Raw genomic sequence first — 18518 nt, 5'->3', positions numbered from 1 at the left:
AATATCCAATGTCAAAATCGCCCGGATTTATCCACAGGGGCTATGACATATCGGATTTGCTTTTTATTTTTGCAGACGGTACTGGACGGGATCAGAAATCATTAACAGCCTGTTGACAGGTGTTTTGCAACTCCCCCTGAACAAATCGTAGTCTTTCATGTTGATAACTGTACCCGGTACAGACCAGTAATATTTATATTAAGATATGAGACAGCTTAAAATTGCTACCCAGATTACGAATCGCGATTCGCAGGCAGTAGAAAAGTATCTTCAGGAGATTTCCAAGATCCCCATGATCACACCTGAAGAGGAAACTGTGCTTGCACAGCGTATTAAGATGGGTGATCAAAAGGCGCTCGACAAATTGGTGCAGGCCAACTTACGTTTCGTGGTATCTGTTGCTAAGCAGTACCAGCACCAGGGCCTTTCACTTAGCGATCTGATCAACGAGGGTAACCTCGGTCTGATAAAAGCAGCCCAGCGTTTCGATGAAACCAAGGGTTTTAAATTCATCTCTTACGCCGTATGGTGGATCCGCCAGTCCATTTTGCAGGCGTTGGCAGAGCAGGGCAGATTAGTCCGCCTGCCTCAAAACAAAATTGGCACCTACAACAAGGCTAACAAAGCGTACATGGCATTCGAGCAGGAACACGAGCGCGAACCCAGTACTGAAGAGTTGGCTGAGCTCCTTGAAATGAGCGAAACCGAGATCAACAATATCTTCCAGAGCAATACCCGTCATACTTCACTGGATGCACCTGTGCACGAAGCTGAAGATGTAGCAATGGGCGACCTGCTTGAAGGTGGTGATGATACCGATGACGATGTAATGAAAGATTCACTCCGTAACGAGATCCGTCGCGTGCTCAAATCACTGAGCCCCCGCGAAGCTGAGATCGTGAATGCCTATTTCGGCCTGGATGGTGAGAATGGTGTTACCATCGAACAGATCGGTCAGAAATACGACCTTACCAAAGAACGTATCCGCCAGATCAAGGAAAGAGCTATCAAGCGTTTACAAAAAGCGCGTTATAGCAACGCACTGAAAGCATATTTAGGTTAGTAAGAAAATCAGGAAATTGTGATAAAAGAGGTCGTCTTTACTAAAGGACGGCCTCTTTTTGGTTTTATTGAATACTTAAAATCTGACTATGAGGTTTGTCTTATCCTGCATTGTATTTTTTGCTTTCTCTTTTCCTGCGATTTCACAAACGGGCCAGCCGGTGAGTATTGGCCGCACGGTAAAACTGGTATCTGCGGTATTGAATGAAACGCGCACCATCAACATCTACCTGCCGGACGATTACAATCCCAAAGATTCAGCGGGATATGCTGTGATCTATCTTCCTGATGGAGGCGTGGAAGAGGACTTTTTCCATGTGGCTGGCGTCGTACGATTCAATAACCAGCCCTGGGTTAACCGTTTTCCGAAATCAATCCTGGTGGGGATAGAAAATACCAACCGTAGAAGGGATTTTACATTCCCGGTGGAGAACCTGGATTTTGTATCGAAAATGGGTTTCAAAAAAGAGCAATTCCCATCGTTTGGCGGATCGGGTAAATACATTGCTTTCCTGCAGAAAGAATTGATGCCTTTTATTGATTCAAACTTTCGTACGAATACTCATAAAACAATAATCGGTGAGTCACTCGCTGGTCTTCTGGCTACAGAAATTCTGTTGAAACACAGGCAGCTTTTTGATACCTATATCATTATAACGCCAAGTTTATGGTGGGGTGGGGAGGATTTGCTGAAATCCGCTCCTGCACTGCTTTCTGGCGGGGACAAGAACAAAGTGAAAGTGTATGTCGGAGCCTGCAATAAGGAAGAAGACAAAGTGATGTATGAAGATGCAGTGGCGTTGAGTAGTATTCTTAAAAAGAACAGCGGCAGCAGGTTGACTCACGTATATGATTACCTGCCGGATGAGTATCATGCTACTGTGATGCACCTGGCAGTTTACAATGCCCTTAAGTTATTGTACCCGGTGGTTAAATAACGCATGTTTTGCCGCTGAGTTGCCGCGGAAACTCATCTTTAGAGGACTTGCTGGCGGGCACCGCATCCCAACGGACCATAAATACACTATATTTGACTCCCAGCCATGAAGCGCCTGATAACAGCCATATCGTGTGTAATGCTGCTTTCCTGCGAGAAGAATATCGATTTCGTTCCCCGGGATTCAGAGCCCAAAGTAGTGATAGACGCTTTCATTGAAAACAACCGTGCTCCCGAAGTGAGGCTCAGCCGCAGTCTCAGTTATTTCACCCAGCTTAGTCCAGATCTGCTTTCCAGTTCCTTCATCCATGGCGCCAAAGTGGTGATGAGCAATGGTACGCGCACTCATACCCTGAAGGAATACACGCGCGAACTGGCTGCCGGGTACAAGATCTACTATTACGGGATCGATTCCGGTCGGCTCAACAATAGCTTCCGGGGGGAATTCGGCAAGGAATACCAGCTTTCCATTTCGGTGGACGGAAAGGAATACACGGCCAGCACCACCATTCCCCTGCTGAAGAAGCGGGTGGACTCGCTCTGGTGGAAACCGGCACCGGGCAATGAGCCCGAAAAAGCAGTGGTGATGGCCAGGATCACTGACCCGCCGGGTTATGGCAATTATATCCGCTACTATGTGCAGGTGGATAATAACCCTTATTACCCGCCATTGACCTCAGTTTTCGACGATCAGATCGTGGATGGGAAAACCTACGACGTGCAGCTGGAAAGCGGCGTAAACCGCGCTAATGACATCGATCTGGAGGAGTATGGCTTCTTCTTCCGCGGCGAAACAATTACGGTCAAATTTTGTAATATAGATAAGTCCACTTTTGATTTCTGGCGAACGATGGAATACAATTATTCCAGTATTGGAAATCCATTTTCTTCCCCCACCAAGGTACTGGGCAATATCAAAGGCGGAGCGCTGGGATATTTCGGCGGTTATGCGGTGCAATACAGCACAATTGTGATCCCGTAACGATTTTCATCCTTTAATAAACAGGTTATGCACACTAAATGGTGGTGTTAAAACCGAATGGCAAATTGTTAACTTATTTGCCTTTATTTTTGGCAAATTTTCAAAACGCAATATGGCAAGTGAAAAAGTACATTGTCTGATCATTGGTTCCGGTCCGGCAGGCTATACAGCAGCAATCTATGCAGCAAGAGCAAACATGAAACCCGTTCTTTATCAGGGCATTCAGCCCGGCGGGCAACTGACCATTACAACTGAAGTGGAGAACTATCCCGGTTACCCCGAAGGAATCCAGGGCCCGGAAATGATGGTTGATTTTGAAAAGCAGGCTACCCGCATGGGCGCCGATATCAGATATGGTCTGGCAACTAAAGTTGATTTTTCTCAGCAACCTTTCAAGGTTTGGATCGACGAAGAGAAACTGGTTGAAGCAGACGCAGTGATCATTGCTACCGGGGCTTCCGCCAAATGGCTGGGACTGCCCAGTGAAGAGCGCCTCAACGGCTTCGGCGTGAGCGCCTGCGCGGTATGCGATGGTTTCTTCTTCCGTGGTAAAGATGTGGCTATCGTAGGCGCAGGTGATACTGCTGCTGAGGAAGCGCTCTACCTTTCCAAGCTCACCAACAAAGTGAGCATGCTGGTCCGTAAAGACCAGATGCGTGCTTCCAAAGTGATGCAGGACAGAGTACTGGCCACTCCAAACATCCAGGTATACTGGGATACTGAAACAGACGAGATCCTGGGTGAGAATAAGGTAGACAGTGTTCGCGTGAAGAACGTGAAAACCGGCGCTACTGAAACCATCCCTGTTCAGGGCTTCTTTGTGGCTATCGGTCACACGCCTAACTCAGACATTTTCAAGGACTATCTTGATCTGGACGAAGCAGGGTACATCAAAACCATCCCCGGTACTTCCAAAACAAATGTGGAAGGTGTATTTGCCGCCGGTGATGTGCAGGACAAGATTTACCGCCAGGCCGTAACAGCTGCAGGTAGTGGATGTATGGCTGCACTGGATGCTGAGCGTTACCTCTCTGCAAAGGGACTGGTATAACGCGTAGCAAAAAAATAACATGTAGTTTCTGAACTAATAGCTAATTTGGCCGCGTCCCTGATAAGGCGGGGCCAATTTTTTTTATGGTATCGATAGAACTGCATAACCTCAGACTGCACGCGTTTCATGGACTGTATGAAGGTGAATCCAAAACCGGCAGTGCATACGAAGTGAATCTCAAAGCCAGCTACAACGAGGAATCGACCCAGTTCGATGATATCCGGAATACCATCAACTATGTTGATGTATTTGAGATAGTGAAAAGATGCATGGCCATCCCCACGCCATTGCTGGAGAAAGTTGCCGAAGGAATAATAAGAAGAATAAAACACCAGTTCCCGTTTGTGGCGGAAGTGGTGATCTCCATTTATAAGCTGGAGCCTCCGATAGAGAATATCCAGGGTAAGATAGGGATTACGATGAGGAAGGAGTGGGAGAGGTGATGATTTTTCTCCTTACTGCTTCTGATTTTAGCCAAGGTGTGATATCGTACTTGTAATTCTTTAGATAATTTCTGAAGTTGCTGTCAATTTTTTTAATAAATGCAGCAGTTGAATCTGAGTTTTTCTGGTAGTTGAAGATTACTTGTCTGGAAAGCGGATAATATTGTTCTTTATAAATACCTATGCCTTTTACATTAAAGGCACCTTTAACGTATTTGAAAATTTTTCCCGAGTCGGCAAAAGTAAAATAATAGAAGGAAGTGTCTTGGTTTATATGAGAATGGCTCATCAATTCAACCTTACAATTTACAGTTTTGATCATGACATCTTTGTGAAATGCTGAATCGTAAAACAGAGCATCACCTCTAAAATGCAAAGCATAATAAAGCCATTTGAGACTGTCAAGTCTTCTCCCGGATATTTTTTTTTCAATGACAGAATCTGTTTTAGGGGGAGTTTCCGGAATGGAAGGTGGAGAGCCGCATCCCAATGTACAAATCACTAAAAACAGGATTATATGTCGCATTATTTTATGCTTGAAGGATTTTGACTGGGTGTAAGCTTTCTATCAACAGAGATCATAACCTGGCCATTCCCGTAAAGGTACATATGTGTTGGCGTAACAACAACCCTGAAATTCCCTTTGCTGGCATTTGTTACAGAACTGCTCCCTGGCGTATCATCACCGAGTCCGGCCTTTCCGCTTTCAACTGTGCCGGTTCTGTAACTGCCATCCGATTGCTGAACACCAATACGTCTTCCTTCTGCTGAATGAGTATGAACACCTAAAAATCCTGCTTTGGGTGAACTTACTAATGGTGTGCCTGCTGCATCGGTTCCCTCTATAATTCTAACAAAACCATTTTTAAGTGATGTTGATGCAGCATGCTCGTTTATCAATGGCCCTTTCCCGTCTACTGGTTTTATTACATCTGTGCCTTCAGGTCCGTCTTTTCCCTTATATTGATCATTTGCATTTTTGTCGTAGTAAGAAAAATACTCGTCAGTAGAATATCCTACTCCATAAGCTCTAAGATCTTTGCTCATGGCATCATCTGATTTTTTATTGTACGGAACAAGTCCATAAGCATTGTAGTGCCTGGCAAAAAAGCTTTTTTGATTAGCTTCAGGAATAACTATCACTGCATTTTCAAGTTTATCGTTGGTACTAAATAAGTACTGACCGTCATGAGTATAATATATTGTTGTGTCTCCTAATGGGTCGTAATTGGAAATTGGATTGTTGCCCATTGCTGAGTACAGGCTTGCTGCTTCGTTCGGTTTTGGATCTAGCTGCCACCATCTCCCTATCTGTTGATCATAATTCCGATAGAAAAATTCATAGGTGTTAAGATCGAGATCATTGTTTATTTCTGCGTTGTTGAACTTTTGTTTCGTGTTTTCCAGTCTGCCTGGAGCTTTGGATGACAGGGCTGCCATCGCTGATCCAAATGGATAATAATGAGTCTCTTCTAAAATCTTTCCTGTTTGATGTTCAATGATTAGGTCGTTGAAAAAAACAGCATTGTCGGGAGACTCGTTACTTGTATAAATATAAAAGAAACCATTTTGAGGAATTTGAACATTCTTAAGGTGGGGTTTTAATTCATTTGCTGTTCCAACCTGATCAGCCCCACTGCTTACACCATCATCTACGAAGTTTAGTTGTTCGTCGAAAAGGATCCAGTTAAGATACGCTTTTGGTTTAGATGAAGAGTTAGTGTGATGGTTTGTACGAAACAATCCCACTCCACTTGTTAGCGGACCGCTGATGTCTGTAAGCTGTGCCAATGATCCTTTTGATGCTCCTGTAACACTTATCATGCTATTGGCGATTCCAGCCACAATTTCCGCCACCGGCGCATTTTCATTAACTACTGTATTGGGCTGATAAAATGACTTGGCGAAAATTTTTACATGATCTCCGCCCATTACTTTGAGAATAATAGATATTCCCTGTTTTTGTCCAGTTGCTCCTGTGAGTCGGGATACATAATTATTAGGGTTAGTAACACTTATGTCTTGAGGATAAAATACGGGAGTAGGGAAAGCAGTTGAACCTACTTTATTGAATAATTTTTCTTCTTTTGTACGAAAGTTGCTTTCCATCGTTGCAGCGTACACGGCGGTATCTTTTTGCTCAGTTAAAATCATGCGTACATTTCCCAGGTGATCTTTTATAAAATAATCGTAATTGTATTCCCACGTGCTATCTCCATTGGAAAAATAATGTTTAGTATAACGAATACGGCCTTCTTCCTGGCTGAAGAATTGCAGGGTGTCATTCTGGTAAACAGCTCCTCCAAGATATAAGGTGTTTTTAGGTGATTGACCTACTTCTGTCACAATCTTTTGATGTTTAATGCCGGCTGCATCATATACGTAGTTAATAATTCCTTTCAATCCTCCTGACTTTTGTACAGTGATGGATTGTGGAAGATTAAGGATATTGTAAACAATCCCATCAGAAGATGCAGAGCCGATATCTTTGTTCAAGTCCTTTTTTAAATTGCCATTGTTGTCATAAAGGTAATCTGTAGCTGTGTTGGCTTTAGTACCCAGGGTGGACATATATAACTGAGAGCTTCGGAAGTCTCCCAGATTAGTATTTACATCATTGGATGCATCTATGACATTTTTCAATTTATTCCCTTTGTCATAATAAGTATAACTGAGGTTGTCCAAAAGAGCGCCAGGCTCTCCGGTTTTCCAACCGTATTGTTGCATACTTAGGATATTCCCATTTGCATCATAAGTGAGATTGCCGATGCTGAAATTTATTCCATTTGGCTTACTGAATCCGCTGCCTGAATATTGATTGAAATCTGCTGATAATAGACGGTTGGCCGCGTCATAGGTATAATCAAACTTTCGCTTCTTATTATCTCCAGCACTTTTCCATGTGGTTCCACTGATATTACCGTTGTATTGAGATGTCAGATAACTGCTTCCATTAATAATCGCAGGTGATTTATCATAGCCAAGTTCATATCCAAAATAACGCTGGTTGTCATCTTTTATGAAGTTTCGGTTGACACCGAGTAACCAGCCACGGATATTGTAATCATAATCCAGTTGCTCAATATCATTACCTATGTTTTTTTTCTTTAGCTGGCCTAATGCATTATACTCATTGCGCAGAATTTCTTGCTGTTGTTTGTTTATTGAAGAACCTGCTATAATACTATTGATTGTTTTATTTACATTCAGAACACGCCCGAGGTCATCGTAGCTGGTGCTTGTAAAAATGGTATGAGTTTGGGCGTTGGGATTGGTCTTCTGTAACTCCTGTATTACGCCTATTGGCTGTCCAGCCCAGTTATACTGAGTTGTTACAGCATCATAACCTCCAGTGCTATTTTGTGATCGGGTCTGTGCTAATCGATTGTTGATGTCATAGAAATTAACTGAAATAAGGTAACGTGCAGGTTCACTATCAAGTATACGTACCTTTCCACCTGTAGCCATCCCTGAAGTTGTGTTAGATGCAGTAACCGGCTCAGGGTACGGGTAATTAGTACCAGGTGATAGCAAGTAATTGTTGATGGTTGTTGTTGAGAAATTTTTTAAATTATTGTTTAATGATGCAGCCCATTGGTAATTGTCATAATATGTAAATGTCAGTGGTAGCAGGCTGGCGCTTGCAGGTAATGGATTGCGATTTACTGAAACCCCTTCGATAATAAAAGGAGTTTCATCGGAACTTCCGTTGCTATTAATCAGTTCCAGTGATATTTCTGCTGCCTCTTCACTCTCAAAACCCGGATCGAGAGTAATACTGTTTGTTGCATAATATGTCCCGGAACCTGTTGGTTGATTCAGAGGGAGATCGGCGGGAATAGTGATGTTGTTGATTGTGCCTCCTGTCTGCAGGGTCACTAGCATTTGAAGGGCTTCGCGACTGCCATTATATGTGATCAGACCGGTGAGCACCTGACGATTGAGTGCATCATACAAAGTGGATTTCCATTGAGAGGTGCTGCGCATGTTTGCATCCTGAAAAAACACCAATCGATCCCGTGCATCATATATCATATATACGTCTCCTGCACCAGGTACTTGTTTGATGGATATCCGTTTCTTTTCATCATATTCATATCGGAAACATTGCTCAGCAAGGATAGTAGCATCAGATAGTGTCCAGGCTGTAGCGCTTATCAGTTCTACTCCTTTGGGTTGTATTATGCACCGCAGGTTGTTCAGGTCATCATAAATATAGTATGTATTAAGAAAACCAGTATGCCCTTTCCCTGAGCCATTATCTGTAGTTGCGCTGAGTTGAGTTTTCTTTAATATTACATTTCCCAGTTTGTCTTTAAACTCTATGAGTTGGTGACCTGCTTCATCCATAGTTACGATTTTAAGCAGCGAACCTGCAGGATAACTACCGGAAGCAACATAACTCCCAAATGTTCCAGGATTGTCAATTACAGTCCAGATTTTGACATCATCGGCAGTAGTGTTGATCCATAATTTGGTTTCTAGTCCTCTATTTGTGCCTACCCAACTTTCTCCGGGAGCCAAACTTTTTTCGATTCGGCTCAATGGGGAAGCTTCATATTGCGTGCGGGAATAAAAATATGTTTCTCCAGGATACTGGGCAGCTCCAAATGCCGCCTGCTGCTGAAACGGATTGAGCTTGAAATTTCCATCATTTATCGAGCTGTTGCTTCCTGTACTATTGGCCGCAAATGGCAAATATTTGTATTCTTCTCTTCCGAAGGCATCATACACAATAGGGCTTACAAGGTCCACTGGTGCAGAACCTGTACTCAACGATCCCTGTTTCAGAACTGACTGTATCGGCCTGCCTAAACCATCAACATAAACAGTAGTTTGTTTCACATCCCTCAACGGCCTCGTTACTAACACTGCCGGGTTTTGTTCTGGTGCAGTTGCCTCCCAGGTTCTTACATAATTAATTTTAGTATTAGCCGGATAAGCCGGCGGCGGCGTTACCTGCGCATCCGACAGAACAGATATTAATAAAACAGCAACTGTAAGAATAAGGTCAGGATAAGCTCTCTGTTTAGGCATGGGAATTACAATTAGGAATGGTCAAATCCTATTACAAATAAATAATCAATACTTTATTGGGCTGATTCAGAAACAAATACAACTGTAAAATATAGGATTATAACTTTGTAACCTATATTCTGAACAGAAAATTTCCAATAATCAATAGAAACATGTAGAGGTACTACATAAAAATCAAAGCATCACGCAGAAATAGAATAATCAATCCGCTGCCGCGCCTTCCGGATCCTTTCTCAATCCGGAGCGTAAGCCTGTCCAGGCCATATAGACAAACCAGCCGGTTCCTGCAATTATGATAAGAGCTGAGAGAACAGACACGTCCCTGTTACGGCGCACCAGACCGATGCCGGGATACTTGATCATACCCAGTTCATCGCCTTTATGGAGGCGCTCACAATCTTCCCCGCTGATTGACACCCTGTAAGTATGCCCCTCATATAATACTCTCACCTGTGGTGTATTCTTATGGGTACTGCAGCTGGAAAGGAATTTTACTATTTGGACTTTTATTGGATCTCCGTACAGGGCGACAAAGATTTCCAGCCCATAGTATATAAGAGCAGCCAGCAGTAACAATGTCATTATTATTGCTTTTATCATCCTTCCAATAGTTCTGCGCTGCGCTTTATTGTACATCGAGAGCAGGTTCATAGTTGAAACGAGTCTGTTAAATACAGTAATTGAGTATTCAAACGCATGTTATATCACCTTCTTCTTCCACCTTCCGCTCTTAATATACAGGAAAGACAGGATGAACATGCTCGTCCAGTAAATCCACTCACTCATCCAACCCACTGCCAGCGGCAACTTCAACCATTCCAATACTATAAAGCAATAGATACAATAGATCACGATGGTTATAGCTTCGATCCCCAGATTAACCGTTGTGTTTCCCGTACCCGTCACCGAATTCAGCCAGATAGTGGAAAAGCTCATCAGCACCATGGCAATTGAAACTACCCGCACCACCGGAATGGCAGCAGCCACAAAGCCCGGGTCCTGCCCATAGATCAATAAGAACACACCGGGGAACAGGTTCAATAATATAGCGATAATAACAGCAAAGCTGGTACTGATCCGCACAATTTTATGGATCACTTCCATCACTCTATCCTTCTTTCCCTGACCGATGATATTACTAACCATCGTATTGCTGGTTGCCGCAAAAGCCCAGGTGAACACCCCAAATAACCCAAACAGATTCCTCATGGTATTTGAAATCGCCAGGTCCCGGTTTGCATGTCCGGAATGATATCCATGCCTTTCTACCAGGATATAAAAGAAGACCCAGGCCATAATACTGATGGCATGCTGAAAGATCAACGGAGATGATTGTACGAAGATGAGCTTGCTCACTTCTTTATTATACCCGAAATGTTTGTACAAAGAGAACCGCTTGCTGATGCCTTTCATGTTGATCACCAGGAACACGATGAACATCCCTGTGGCTTCCGCGATCACCGAAGCAATAGCTGCGCCATTGAAGCCCAGTGCAGGAAAGCCCAGTTTCCCATAGATCAAAGTATAATCGAAGAATACATTCGCCACCGTTTCCGCTAATGTTCCGATCACTAAATACTTGCTCTGATTCGTGCCCACCAGCAAAGCATTCCTCATCTGGTAGATATATAAGAAGGGGAGACCCCAGATGCGAATTCTTAAAAAATCCACGCTTTGCTGCACCACACTTTCATCCGTCAGGGAAAGCCGTAAAATATACGGCGCCACAAACCAGGTCAGCACAATGCCTATGACTGCAATCAACATGGCTATCCGTACACCCTGTGAGAACAACTTTCCTATTTCCTCCACCCGGTTCTCACCGGCACGGCGGCTGATCAGCGCCTGCAGGCCATTGTTCAGGCCAAACCCTACAGCCGCAAAGATCAGGTAATACACACCCGTGAGCCCGGCTGTTCCGAGCTCCCTTTCTCCCAATCCTCCCAGGAAAATATTGTTGGTAATGAAATTCACCTGTGGCACCAGCAGGGCAAAGCTGATAGGCAAGGCGATTTTAAGGATCTGTTTATTAGATATCTCCAACTGCAACGCAGGTGCTGTACTCGCTGACATAATGGTGGCAAATTTAGAGAGAATGCGGCAGACATTAACTGCGGTAAACCATTAAATGACTGTAGCGCAGGCGGCGGCCCGCGTAGCTGCCAAAGTCCTGTGTAAGCCGTCAGGAGCAGGCTGCAGCTGTAGATGGAAAACTCATATTGTCCCTTCTCCCAAAATTATGTAACATTGCAACTTCTAATAGTATGTTGAAAGCAACTTTTGATATTATCCCGGACAGTATTGCTTCTGAAAGCATGCAGAATAACCTGCTGCTGATGGAAGTAAGCGATCAGATTTTCTGCTATGTGTTGTACAACCGCGATAGCCAGCGTTTCCTCGGCTTCCGCCAGTACAACCTGGATTTTATACCCGGTAAATCACCACTGGAAGCCTTATCCGAAGTGCTCTCCGGAGATGAACATTTACAGCATCCCTATACGGAAGCATACCTCGTTTATCATTATACGGACAGCAACCTGCTGCCCGAAAAATATTTCACCATCGACCTCAACAAGCCAGTTACCGAGATCGTTTACGGCAATGCCCAGAAAGGCCTGCTGCTGAATGATAAAGTGGACGGATGGGACGTTTATAATATCTACCGCATCCCCCGTGATGTGCATTCCCTGCTGCAAACCAAATTCACCACCGGCAAGTACTGGCATTACAATACCCTGCTGCTTTCCGGAGTGGATAAACACAGCATCGAAGGAGATATGATCAAAGTGGTGATTGCAGCCGACAAATTTGCCGTAGTGGCCTTCAAAGGGCAGCAACTGCAGATTGCACAGAGCTATCATTACCAGACCCCGGAAGACGTGAGCTTCCAGCTGCTGGCGCTGGCCCTGCAGTTCGGGATCGACCAGGAAACAGTGAACCTGAAGGTCTCGGGACTGATGGACGAACAATCCATCCTCTACCAGGAACTTCTCAAATACTTCGGTCAGCTGGAGTGGGAGCAACTGCCCGATGAAACCAGCTCCGAAGAAGGTTTCCGGAATTTCCCCTCACATTATTTTTCACCCTTACTGAAAATGGCCCTATGCGTATAATCGGTGGTGAACACGGAGGCAGGCGCATCAACCCGCCGGCGAAAATGCCGTATACCAGACCCACAACCGATGTGGCCAAAGAAGGCCTGTTCAATATCATCCAGAACAACCTGGACATTGAGGGTATGAAGACCCTCGATATCTTCGGCGGTACCGGCAGCATCAGCTATGAACTGGCTTCCCGCGGTGCTGAAGACCTCACCATCGTGGAAAAGGACCCGGCGATGTTCGAGTTCATAAAAAAGACTTCCACCGACCTGAAACTTGAAAATTTCAAGGTAATAAAAATGGAAGTTTTCAAGTTCATCGAAAACTGTTCAGACCAGTTCGATTTTATCTTTGCCGGTCCTCCCTATGCACTCAATACCATTGACGAGATCCCTAAAAAGATCGTGGAAAAACAACTCCTCAAACCCAACGGATGGTTCGTGCTGGAGCATACGCCCCGTAATAACTATGAGGGATACCCGCTTTTTGTGACGGCGCGCAACTACGGCACCACTATTTTCAGCATTTTTGTAAACAAACAGGCTACCTAAAACCGGTTACATGAACATCTTTGTAACAGGCATCGGTACCGGGGTTGGGAAAACACTGGTATCGGCCATCCTTACGCGCGCACTGGAAGCGGATTACTGGAAACCCATACAGGCGGGCATCGACGGGGGAACGGACAGTGAGTGGGTAAGAAATGCCCTTCGTGATACCGGATCAACCATTCACCCGGAATTGTACAAACTTACATTGCCCGCATCTCCGCATATTGCTGCCCGGCAGGAAGGAATAAATATTTCCATCGAAAAAATTTGTGCAGCAATTCCGGTAATAAATCGTAATTTGATCATCGAGGGTGCAGGCGGATTGATGGTGCCGCTCAATGAAACGGCATTTGTGGCAGACCTGATCAAAGCACTCGACGCGCGTGTGATACTGGTTAGCAGAAATTACCTCGGGAGTATCAACCACTCTTTACTCACCGCAAAGGTATGCAGGGAGCTGAACCTGCCCGTGATAGGATGGATCTTTAACGACCAGTATCTGGATTATGAAGAAGAGATAGTACGCTGGAGCAACTTTCCGAAGATAACAACAGTTCCTTATTCAGAAACGACTGACGGGGCGTTTATCAACTCACAGGCCGCAGCCCTCCGGGAACGGCTGAAAGCTTTATTATGATAAAAAGTACCGTAAGAAAAGAGTATTTGCAAAAAAGACTGGACCTACAGGAAGAAGAACTGCAACAACAGATCGCACTCATGGCTTTCAACTTCAAAAAGCTTGAACAGCCCCCGGTGAAGTTTCTGTTATCCTATTTCCCGCTCGCCAACCGACGGGAATTCGATATCACCGTGTGCGAAGACATCCTCAAAAAACAATACCCTTCCATGCAGGTGGCCTGGCCCAGGTTGGAAGTACATAGCTCCGATATGGAAGCCTGCCTGGTGGAAAAAGGCGGCCTCTTCCTCAAAAACAGGTTCAATATCCTGGAGCCCATCAGCGGCATCGTGATCCCTCCGGAACAGGTTGATATGATTTTCGTACCTTTGGTGGCCTTTGAGTCCCGCGGTTACCGCGTAGGATATGGTAAAGGGTACTACGACAGATACCTGGCACGGTGCAGGCCGGACGCTGTCAAGATCGGGTTCTCATTCTTCGGGCCGGTGGATGACATTGAAGACATCAATGAATTTGATGTACCTTTAAATTTTTGTATCACACCGTATCGCATTTATGAATTTTAATGCTCCGCTCTTAAAGCCCATACGAATTTTACTGGTGCCCTTCTCCATGCTTTATGGCGCTATAGTATGGCTCAGGAACCGGTTGTACGACCGGCAGGTGCTTAAATCCACCCCCTTCAATATTCCTCTTATCTGCGTAGGGAACCTCTCCGCAGGTGGAACAGGAAAATCTCCCATGGTGGAATTTCTCCTGAAAAAACTGCACACCAGGTATAAACTGGCCGTGCTCAGCCGGGGATATAAAAGGAAAACCAAAGGTTATGCCCTCGCAAACCCCGGTACCAACGCCCTGGAAATAGGAGATGAACCGATGCAGTTCCACCTCAAATTCCCGGAAGTGAGCATCGCCGTAGGAGAAGAAAGGATCGTGGCCATCCCGCAACTTTTACACGACAGACCGGACACCAATGTGATCATACTCGATGACGCTTTCCAGCACCGCGCCGTGAAAGCAGGCATGAATATCGTTCTCACTGATTACAGCAATCTTTTTACACGCGACTGGTACCTGCCCACAGGCGACCTCCGCGATGAAAAAGCAAGCTATAAAAGAGCCGATGTACTGGTGGTCACCAAGTGCCCGCCATCGCTCAGCGAAGAAGAAAGAAAACAGATCCGCGAAGAGATAAAACCACTGCCGCACCAGCAGATCTTCTTCTCCGCCATCAGGTACGGACAACCATACCATATACTTACCAAAGAACCCGTACAACTGCAGCCGGATGCAGAAGTACTACTGGTCTCAGGAATCGCCAACCCTGAACCACTCAAAAAATACCTGCACGAAGTTGCGGATACGTATTACGAGTTGCTGTACAGCGATCACCATATCTTCAGTATCGATGACCTGAATGAGATCAGGAAAAAGTTCAACCAGGTCCAGGCCGACCGGAAACTGATCATCACCACTGAAAAAGATGCTGTCAGACTGATCAAGTTTGAGCAACAATTGCAAGACCTGCCCCTGTATGTACTCCCCATTGAAGTGCAGTTCCTGTTCGGTGAAGAACCGGTATTTACTGAATTAATGACTAAATTCATTACAGGATTCAAGCTGCCGGCATAGAGGCAAACCTTTTGCATAAGGTTAAGACATACTGCCTTTATGTTCCTTTAAAGTTTAACACAGAAAGAATGAGTAAGAAACACTCAAAAAAAGACAACAAGAAAAAGAAATCCACTTCAACCTCCAACGCGTTGAAAGGTACCTTAGATATTACCCGGTCAGGCATCGGGTATGTAATTGTGGAAGGACAACCCAATGATATCCTTGTCCGCCCGAATGATTTCAATACCGCCCTCCACGGTGATACCGTGCTGGTGCAACCCTCCGGAGGCCGCCAGGGCAGCCGCCAGCAGGGCAGGGTAGTGAAAGTACTTCACCGCAAGCAATCTGAATTCCTCGGAAGGATCCAGCTTAACAAGAACTTCGCCTTCTTTGTGGCAGATACGGACAAACCGATGCCGGATATCTTTATCCCGCTGGAAAGTCTCAAAGACGCCCAGGACAAGGACCGCGCCATCGTCCGCATCGTGGAATGGCAGCCCAATAAAAAGCCCGTAGGCGAAGTGGTACAGCTCATGCAGGCCGTGAATGAAGGCGACCTGGCCATGAAAGAGATCCTCATGGAGAACGGGTTCTCCCTCTTCTTCCATGACGATGTTGTTGAAGAAACAGAACGCATTCCCGATACCATCTCTCCAGATGAGATCGCGCGCAGAAAGGATTGCAGGGATATCCTCACCTTTACCATCGACCCCGTTGATGCAAAGGATTTCGATGATGCCCTTTCATTTCGATTACTGAAGAACGGTATGTACGAGATCGGTATTCATATTGCCGATGTCAGCCATTATGTGGAGCCCGGCACCAAACTGGATGATGAAGCGTACAACCGCGCTACCTCCGTTTACCTGCCGGACCGCGTAGCGCCCATGCTGCCGGAGCGGATCTCCAATGAGCTCTGCTCATTGCGTCCGCATGAAGACAAGCTCACTTTCTCCGTGATCGTTCAGATGACCGATAAAGGTGAAGTGAAACAGCACTGGATCGGCAGAACAGTGATCCATTCCGATCACCGTTTCGCGTATGAAGAAGTGCAGGAGATCCTCGAAAAAGGAGAGGGGCAGTACCAGCAGGAACTGCTTATCCTCAACAATTTCGCACAGCGCATGCGTAAGCAACGCTTCAAAAACGGTGCTATCAATTTCTCCTCCGTGGAAGTTCGCTTCAAGCTCGATGAAACCGGCAAGCCTATCGGTATTGTGGTGAAAGAAAGTAAGGAAGCACACCAGCTGATCGAGGAGTTCATGCTCCTGGCAAACAGGCTGGTGGCGGAACGCGCCAGCAAGGAAAAAGTGAACAAGAACCCGCTGCCGTTCCCCTATCGCGTACACGACCAACCCGATGAACAAAAGCTCCTGCCTTTTGCCGCTTTTGCAAAAAGGTACGGACATGAATTCGATACATCCTCACCCGATGCCATTGCTAAAAGCTTCAATCAGATGCTGAAGGATGTGCAGGGCAGACCGGAACAGCATGTGCTGGAACAACTCGGTATCCGCACCATGGCCAAAGCCGCATATACGGCCGAAAATATCGGTCACTATGGACTGGGCTTTGAAGATTATTGCCACTTTACTTCTCCGATCCGCCGTTATCCGGATGTGATGGTGCACCGCATCCTGCAGGACATCCTCGATGGAAAACCGGAGGTGGACAAGAAAATGGAAGCGAAATGCAAGCATTGCAGCGAGCGCGAACGTGCGGCCATGGAATCGGAGCGCGCTTCCAATAAATACAAGCAGGTGGAATTCATGCAGCAGTTCATCGGTGATGAATTTGATGGTGTGATCAGCGGCGTTTCCTCCTTCGGATTCTGGGTGGAAACCATCGATCACAAATGTGAAGGCCTCGTGAGCATGACCAGTCTTTTTGAATATGATGATTTCCGCATGATCGAAGGTGATTACAGTATCGCGGGTATGCGCAGTGGCCGTAAGTTCAGGATGGGCGACAAACTGAGGATCAAAGTGATTGCCGCCAATCTTACCAAACGTCAGCTGGATTATGAATGGGTATACGGCAGTGGCAGCAATGCCGGGCCGGTGGCCAGACCGGAAGGAGAGGGAAAAAGAAGCAGGAAAGCTGATGCTTCCGATGCCAATGATCCATTCGGTAAATTCAAAAATTCCGGAAAGGGAGGTAAAAAGAAGAAAGACAGCAAGCCGGCGAAATCCGGCAAGCCAAAAAGTAATAAGCCAAAAAAATAAACAGGGTGCGGCCTGAAAAAACAGGGTGCGGCCAGTAGCTCGCCTCTGGCGAGTTACTTATATTTGTTCGCCTCTGGCGAACACCGTGTCGCCGGGAGGCGACGGAATAGAAGTCACTCGCGGCAACGCGAGCGACCGGGCACACTCTAAGCAATACCGGGCACACCCTAAACAATAATTATGCAGCGTTTTGAAGATTTAGCGAAAAAGTTTGCGGCCCATTTCAATCACAGGCATTTCCCTGAGCAGCCTGCCACCCTGTACGATGCCGATGAATATTTCCTGGGTATCGGTGGAAAGCGCATCAGGCCCGTGCTCTGTCTCATGGGCAATGAACTGTTCGATGAGATCATACCCGATGCATATCATGTGGCAACGGCCATCGAGCTCTTCCATAACTTCACGCTCATTCACGATGATATCATGGACAATGCACCGCTTCGCCGCAATATGCCAACGGTGCATGAAAAATACGGCAGCCCCACCGCCCTGCTTGCAGGAGATGTGATGCTGGTGGTGGCTTATGATCATCTCCTTAAAATAAAAACAGACTACCTCAAAAAGATAGCGACCCTCTTCAGCAGAACCGCCCGCGAGGTTTGCGAAGGGCAGCAGCTGGATATGGATTTTGAAAAACGTTCCCAGGTGGGAATGGATGAGTATATCCATATGATCCAGCTGAAAACTTCCGTACTGGTGGCCGCCAGTCTCCAGATGGGAGGTATCCTTGGCGGAGCCGGTGAGCGCAACCTGCGGCACCTGTATGAGTTCGGTCGTAATCTCGGTATCGCCTTCCAGTTGCAGGACGATTACCTGGATGCCTTCGGGGATCCGGCCAAGTTCGGCAAACAGGTAGGAGGGGATATCGTGTCCAATAA

The 18518-nt window shown here is 45.9% G+C and carries 16 protein-coding genes; 12 read left to right on the top strand and 4 right to left on the bottom strand.

From position 1 onward, the window contains the following. The first annotated feature begins 205 nt into the window (after positions 1-205). The 5 genes from ACTHMC_RS26100 to ACTHMC_RS26080 all read left to right on the top strand — a co-directional run bounded on the left by ACTHMC_RS26100 (position 206) and on the right by ACTHMC_RS26080 (position 4475). Positions 206-1063 (top strand): sigma-70 family RNA polymerase sigma factor, encoded by an 858-nt coding sequence (locus tag ACTHMC_RS26100; protein WP_014217201.1) that lies wholly within the window; start codon positions 206-208, stop codon positions 1061-1063. An 88-nt stretch (positions 1064-1151) separates the two neighbouring features. Next, a complete protein-coding gene (locus tag ACTHMC_RS26095) occupies positions 1152-2000 on the top strand; it encodes an alpha/beta hydrolase (protein WP_440417813.1) in 849 nt (282 codons plus the stop codon). A 105-nt stretch (positions 2001-2105) separates the two neighbouring features. After that, entirely contained in the window at positions 2106-2981 is an 876-nt protein-coding gene (locus tag ACTHMC_RS26090; RefSeq protein WP_440417812.1) for a DUF4249 domain-containing protein, read from the top strand. Between the two features lie 112 nt (positions 2982-3093). Then, positions 3094-4032, top strand: coding sequence for a thioredoxin-disulfide reductase (trxB, locus tag ACTHMC_RS26085; protein ID WP_440417811.1), 939 nt, complete (start codon positions 3094-3096; stop codon positions 4030-4032). Positions 4033-4115: 83 nt separating this feature from the next. Next, positions 4116-4475 carry a dihydroneopterin aldolase gene (locus ACTHMC_RS26080; RefSeq protein WP_440417810.1) on the top strand — a complete coding sequence of 120 codons (360 nt, stop codon included), beginning with the start codon at positions 4116-4118 and terminating at the stop codon, positions 4473-4475. Here the strand turns inward: ACTHMC_RS26080 and ACTHMC_RS26075 are convergent. The 4 genes from ACTHMC_RS26075 to ACTHMC_RS26060 all read right to left on the bottom strand — a co-directional run bounded on the left by ACTHMC_RS26075 (position 4447) and on the right by ACTHMC_RS26060 (position 11585). Beyond that, a complete protein-coding gene (locus ACTHMC_RS26075; RefSeq protein WP_440417809.1) occupies positions 4447-5001 on the bottom strand; it encodes a hypothetical protein in 555 nt (184 codons plus the stop codon). The two genes, ACTHMC_RS26080 and ACTHMC_RS26075, sit on opposite strands and share 29 nt — an antisense overlap. After that, entirely contained in the window at positions 5001-9512 is a 4512-nt protein-coding gene (locus ACTHMC_RS26070) for a DUF6443 domain-containing protein (protein WP_440417808.1), read from the bottom strand. The genes ACTHMC_RS26075 and ACTHMC_RS26070 overlap by 1 nt, the downstream gene beginning before the upstream one ends. Before the next feature lie 201 nt (positions 9513-9713). Then, positions 9714-9962: a hypothetical protein gene (locus tag ACTHMC_RS26065; protein WP_440417806.1), complete on the bottom strand. Its 249-nt coding sequence runs from the start codon at positions 9960-9962 to the stop codon at positions 9714-9716. 249 nt (positions 9963-10211) lie between these two features. Beyond that, positions 10212-11585, bottom strand: a complete 1374-nt coding sequence (locus ACTHMC_RS26060; protein ID WP_440417804.1) for an MATE family efflux transporter — start codon at positions 11583-11585, stop codon at positions 10212-10214. Between the two features lie 191 nt (positions 11586-11776). Here ACTHMC_RS26060 and ACTHMC_RS26055 point away from each other — a divergent pair, with 191 nt between their 5' ends. From ACTHMC_RS26055 to ACTHMC_RS26025, 7 genes are all read left to right on the top strand, one after another. Then, positions 11777-12625: a DUF3822 family protein gene (locus tag ACTHMC_RS26055; protein WP_440417803.1), complete on the top strand. Its 849-nt coding sequence runs from the start codon at positions 11777-11779 to the stop codon at positions 12623-12625. Continuing rightward, positions 12616-13164 carry an RsmD family RNA methyltransferase gene (locus tag ACTHMC_RS26050; protein ID WP_440417801.1) on the top strand — a complete coding sequence of 183 codons (549 nt, stop codon included), beginning with the start codon at positions 12616-12618 and terminating at the stop codon, positions 13162-13164. The genes ACTHMC_RS26055 and ACTHMC_RS26050 overlap by 10 nt, the downstream gene beginning before the upstream one ends. 10 nt (positions 13165-13174) lie before the next feature. Further along, positions 13175-13801, top strand: coding sequence for a dethiobiotin synthase (bioD, locus tag ACTHMC_RS26045; protein ID WP_440417799.1), 627 nt, complete (start codon positions 13175-13177; stop codon positions 13799-13801). Further along, positions 13798-14367: a 5-formyltetrahydrofolate cyclo-ligase gene (locus ACTHMC_RS26040; protein WP_440417798.1), complete on the top strand. Its 570-nt coding sequence runs from the start codon at positions 13798-13800 to the stop codon at positions 14365-14367. The genes bioD and ACTHMC_RS26040 overlap by 4 nt, the downstream gene beginning before the upstream one ends. Further along, on the top strand, positions 14357-15433 hold the full coding sequence (lpxK, locus tag ACTHMC_RS26035) for a tetraacyldisaccharide 4'-kinase (protein WP_440417796.1): 1077 nt from the start codon (positions 14357-14359) through the stop codon (positions 15431-15433). The genes ACTHMC_RS26040 and lpxK overlap by 11 nt, the downstream gene beginning before the upstream one ends. A gap of 68 nt (positions 15434-15501) precedes the next feature. Beyond that, positions 15502-17640 (top strand): ribonuclease R, encoded by a 2139-nt coding sequence (gene rnr, locus ACTHMC_RS26030; protein WP_440417794.1) that lies wholly within the window; start codon positions 15502-15504, stop codon positions 17638-17640. 180 nt (positions 17641-17820) lie between these two features. Continuing rightward, positions 17821-18518 (top strand): polyprenyl synthetase family protein (locus ACTHMC_RS26025; protein WP_440417792.1); only part of this gene is annotated, 698 nt, incomplete at its 3' end.

The sequence above is a fragment of the Pseudobacter sp. genome, from assembly GCF_051955275.1.
GTDB lineage: Bacteria > Bacteroidota > Bacteroidia > Chitinophagales > Chitinophagaceae > Pseudobacter.
The sequence above is the reverse complement of the archived record's forward strand: the minus strand, read 5'-3'. Positions and strand labels throughout refer to the sequence as shown.

What these genes read in the sequence shown, in the direction of transcription:
- lpxK (WP_440417796.1), top strand. Translation starts at nt 14,357, where the DNA reads ATGAATTTTAATGCTCCGCTCTTAAAGCCCATACGAATTTTACTGGTG.
- ACTHMC_RS26060 (WP_440417804.1), bottom strand. Translation starts at nt 11,585, where the DNA reads ATGTCAGCGAGTACAGCACCTGCGTTGCAGTTGGAGATATCTAATAAA.
- ACTHMC_RS26090 (WP_440417812.1), top strand. Translation starts at nt 2,106, where the DNA reads ATGAAGCGCCTGATAACAGCCATATCGTGTGTAATGCTGCTTTCCTGC.
- ACTHMC_RS26095 (WP_440417813.1), top strand. Translation starts at nt 1,152, where the DNA reads ATGAGGTTTGTCTTATCCTGCATTGTATTTTTTGCTTTCTCTTTTCCT.
- rnr (WP_440417794.1), top strand. Translation starts at nt 15,502, where the DNA reads ATGAGTAAGAAACACTCAAAAAAAGACAACAAGAAAAAGAAATCCACT.
- ACTHMC_RS26075 (WP_440417809.1), bottom strand. Translation starts at nt 5,001, where the DNA reads ATGCGACATATAATCCTGTTTTTAGTGATTTGTACATTGGGATGCGGC.
- ACTHMC_RS26100 (WP_014217201.1), top strand. Translation starts at nt 206, where the DNA reads ATGAGACAGCTTAAAATTGCTACCCAGATTACGAATCGCGATTCGCAG.
- ACTHMC_RS26080 (WP_440417810.1), top strand. Translation starts at nt 4,116, where the DNA reads ATGGTATCGATAGAACTGCATAACCTCAGACTGCACGCGTTTCATGGA.
- ACTHMC_RS26050 (WP_440417801.1), top strand. Translation starts at nt 12,616, where the DNA reads ATGCGTATAATCGGTGGTGAACACGGAGGCAGGCGCATCAACCCGCCG.
- ACTHMC_RS26040 (WP_440417798.1), top strand. Translation starts at nt 13,798, where the DNA reads ATGATAAAAAGTACCGTAAGAAAAGAGTATTTGCAAAAAAGACTGGAC.
- ACTHMC_RS26055 (WP_440417803.1), top strand. Translation starts at nt 11,777, where the DNA reads ATGTTGAAAGCAACTTTTGATATTATCCCGGACAGTATTGCTTCTGAA.
- bioD (WP_440417799.1), top strand. Translation starts at nt 13,175, where the DNA reads ATGAACATCTTTGTAACAGGCATCGGTACCGGGGTTGGGAAAACACTG.
- ACTHMC_RS26070 (WP_440417808.1), bottom strand. Translation starts at nt 9,512, where the DNA reads ATGCCTAAACAGAGAGCTTATCCTGACCTTATTCTTACAGTTGCTGTT.
- trxB (WP_440417811.1), top strand. Translation starts at nt 3,094, where the DNA reads ATGGCAAGTGAAAAAGTACATTGTCTGATCATTGGTTCCGGTCCGGCA.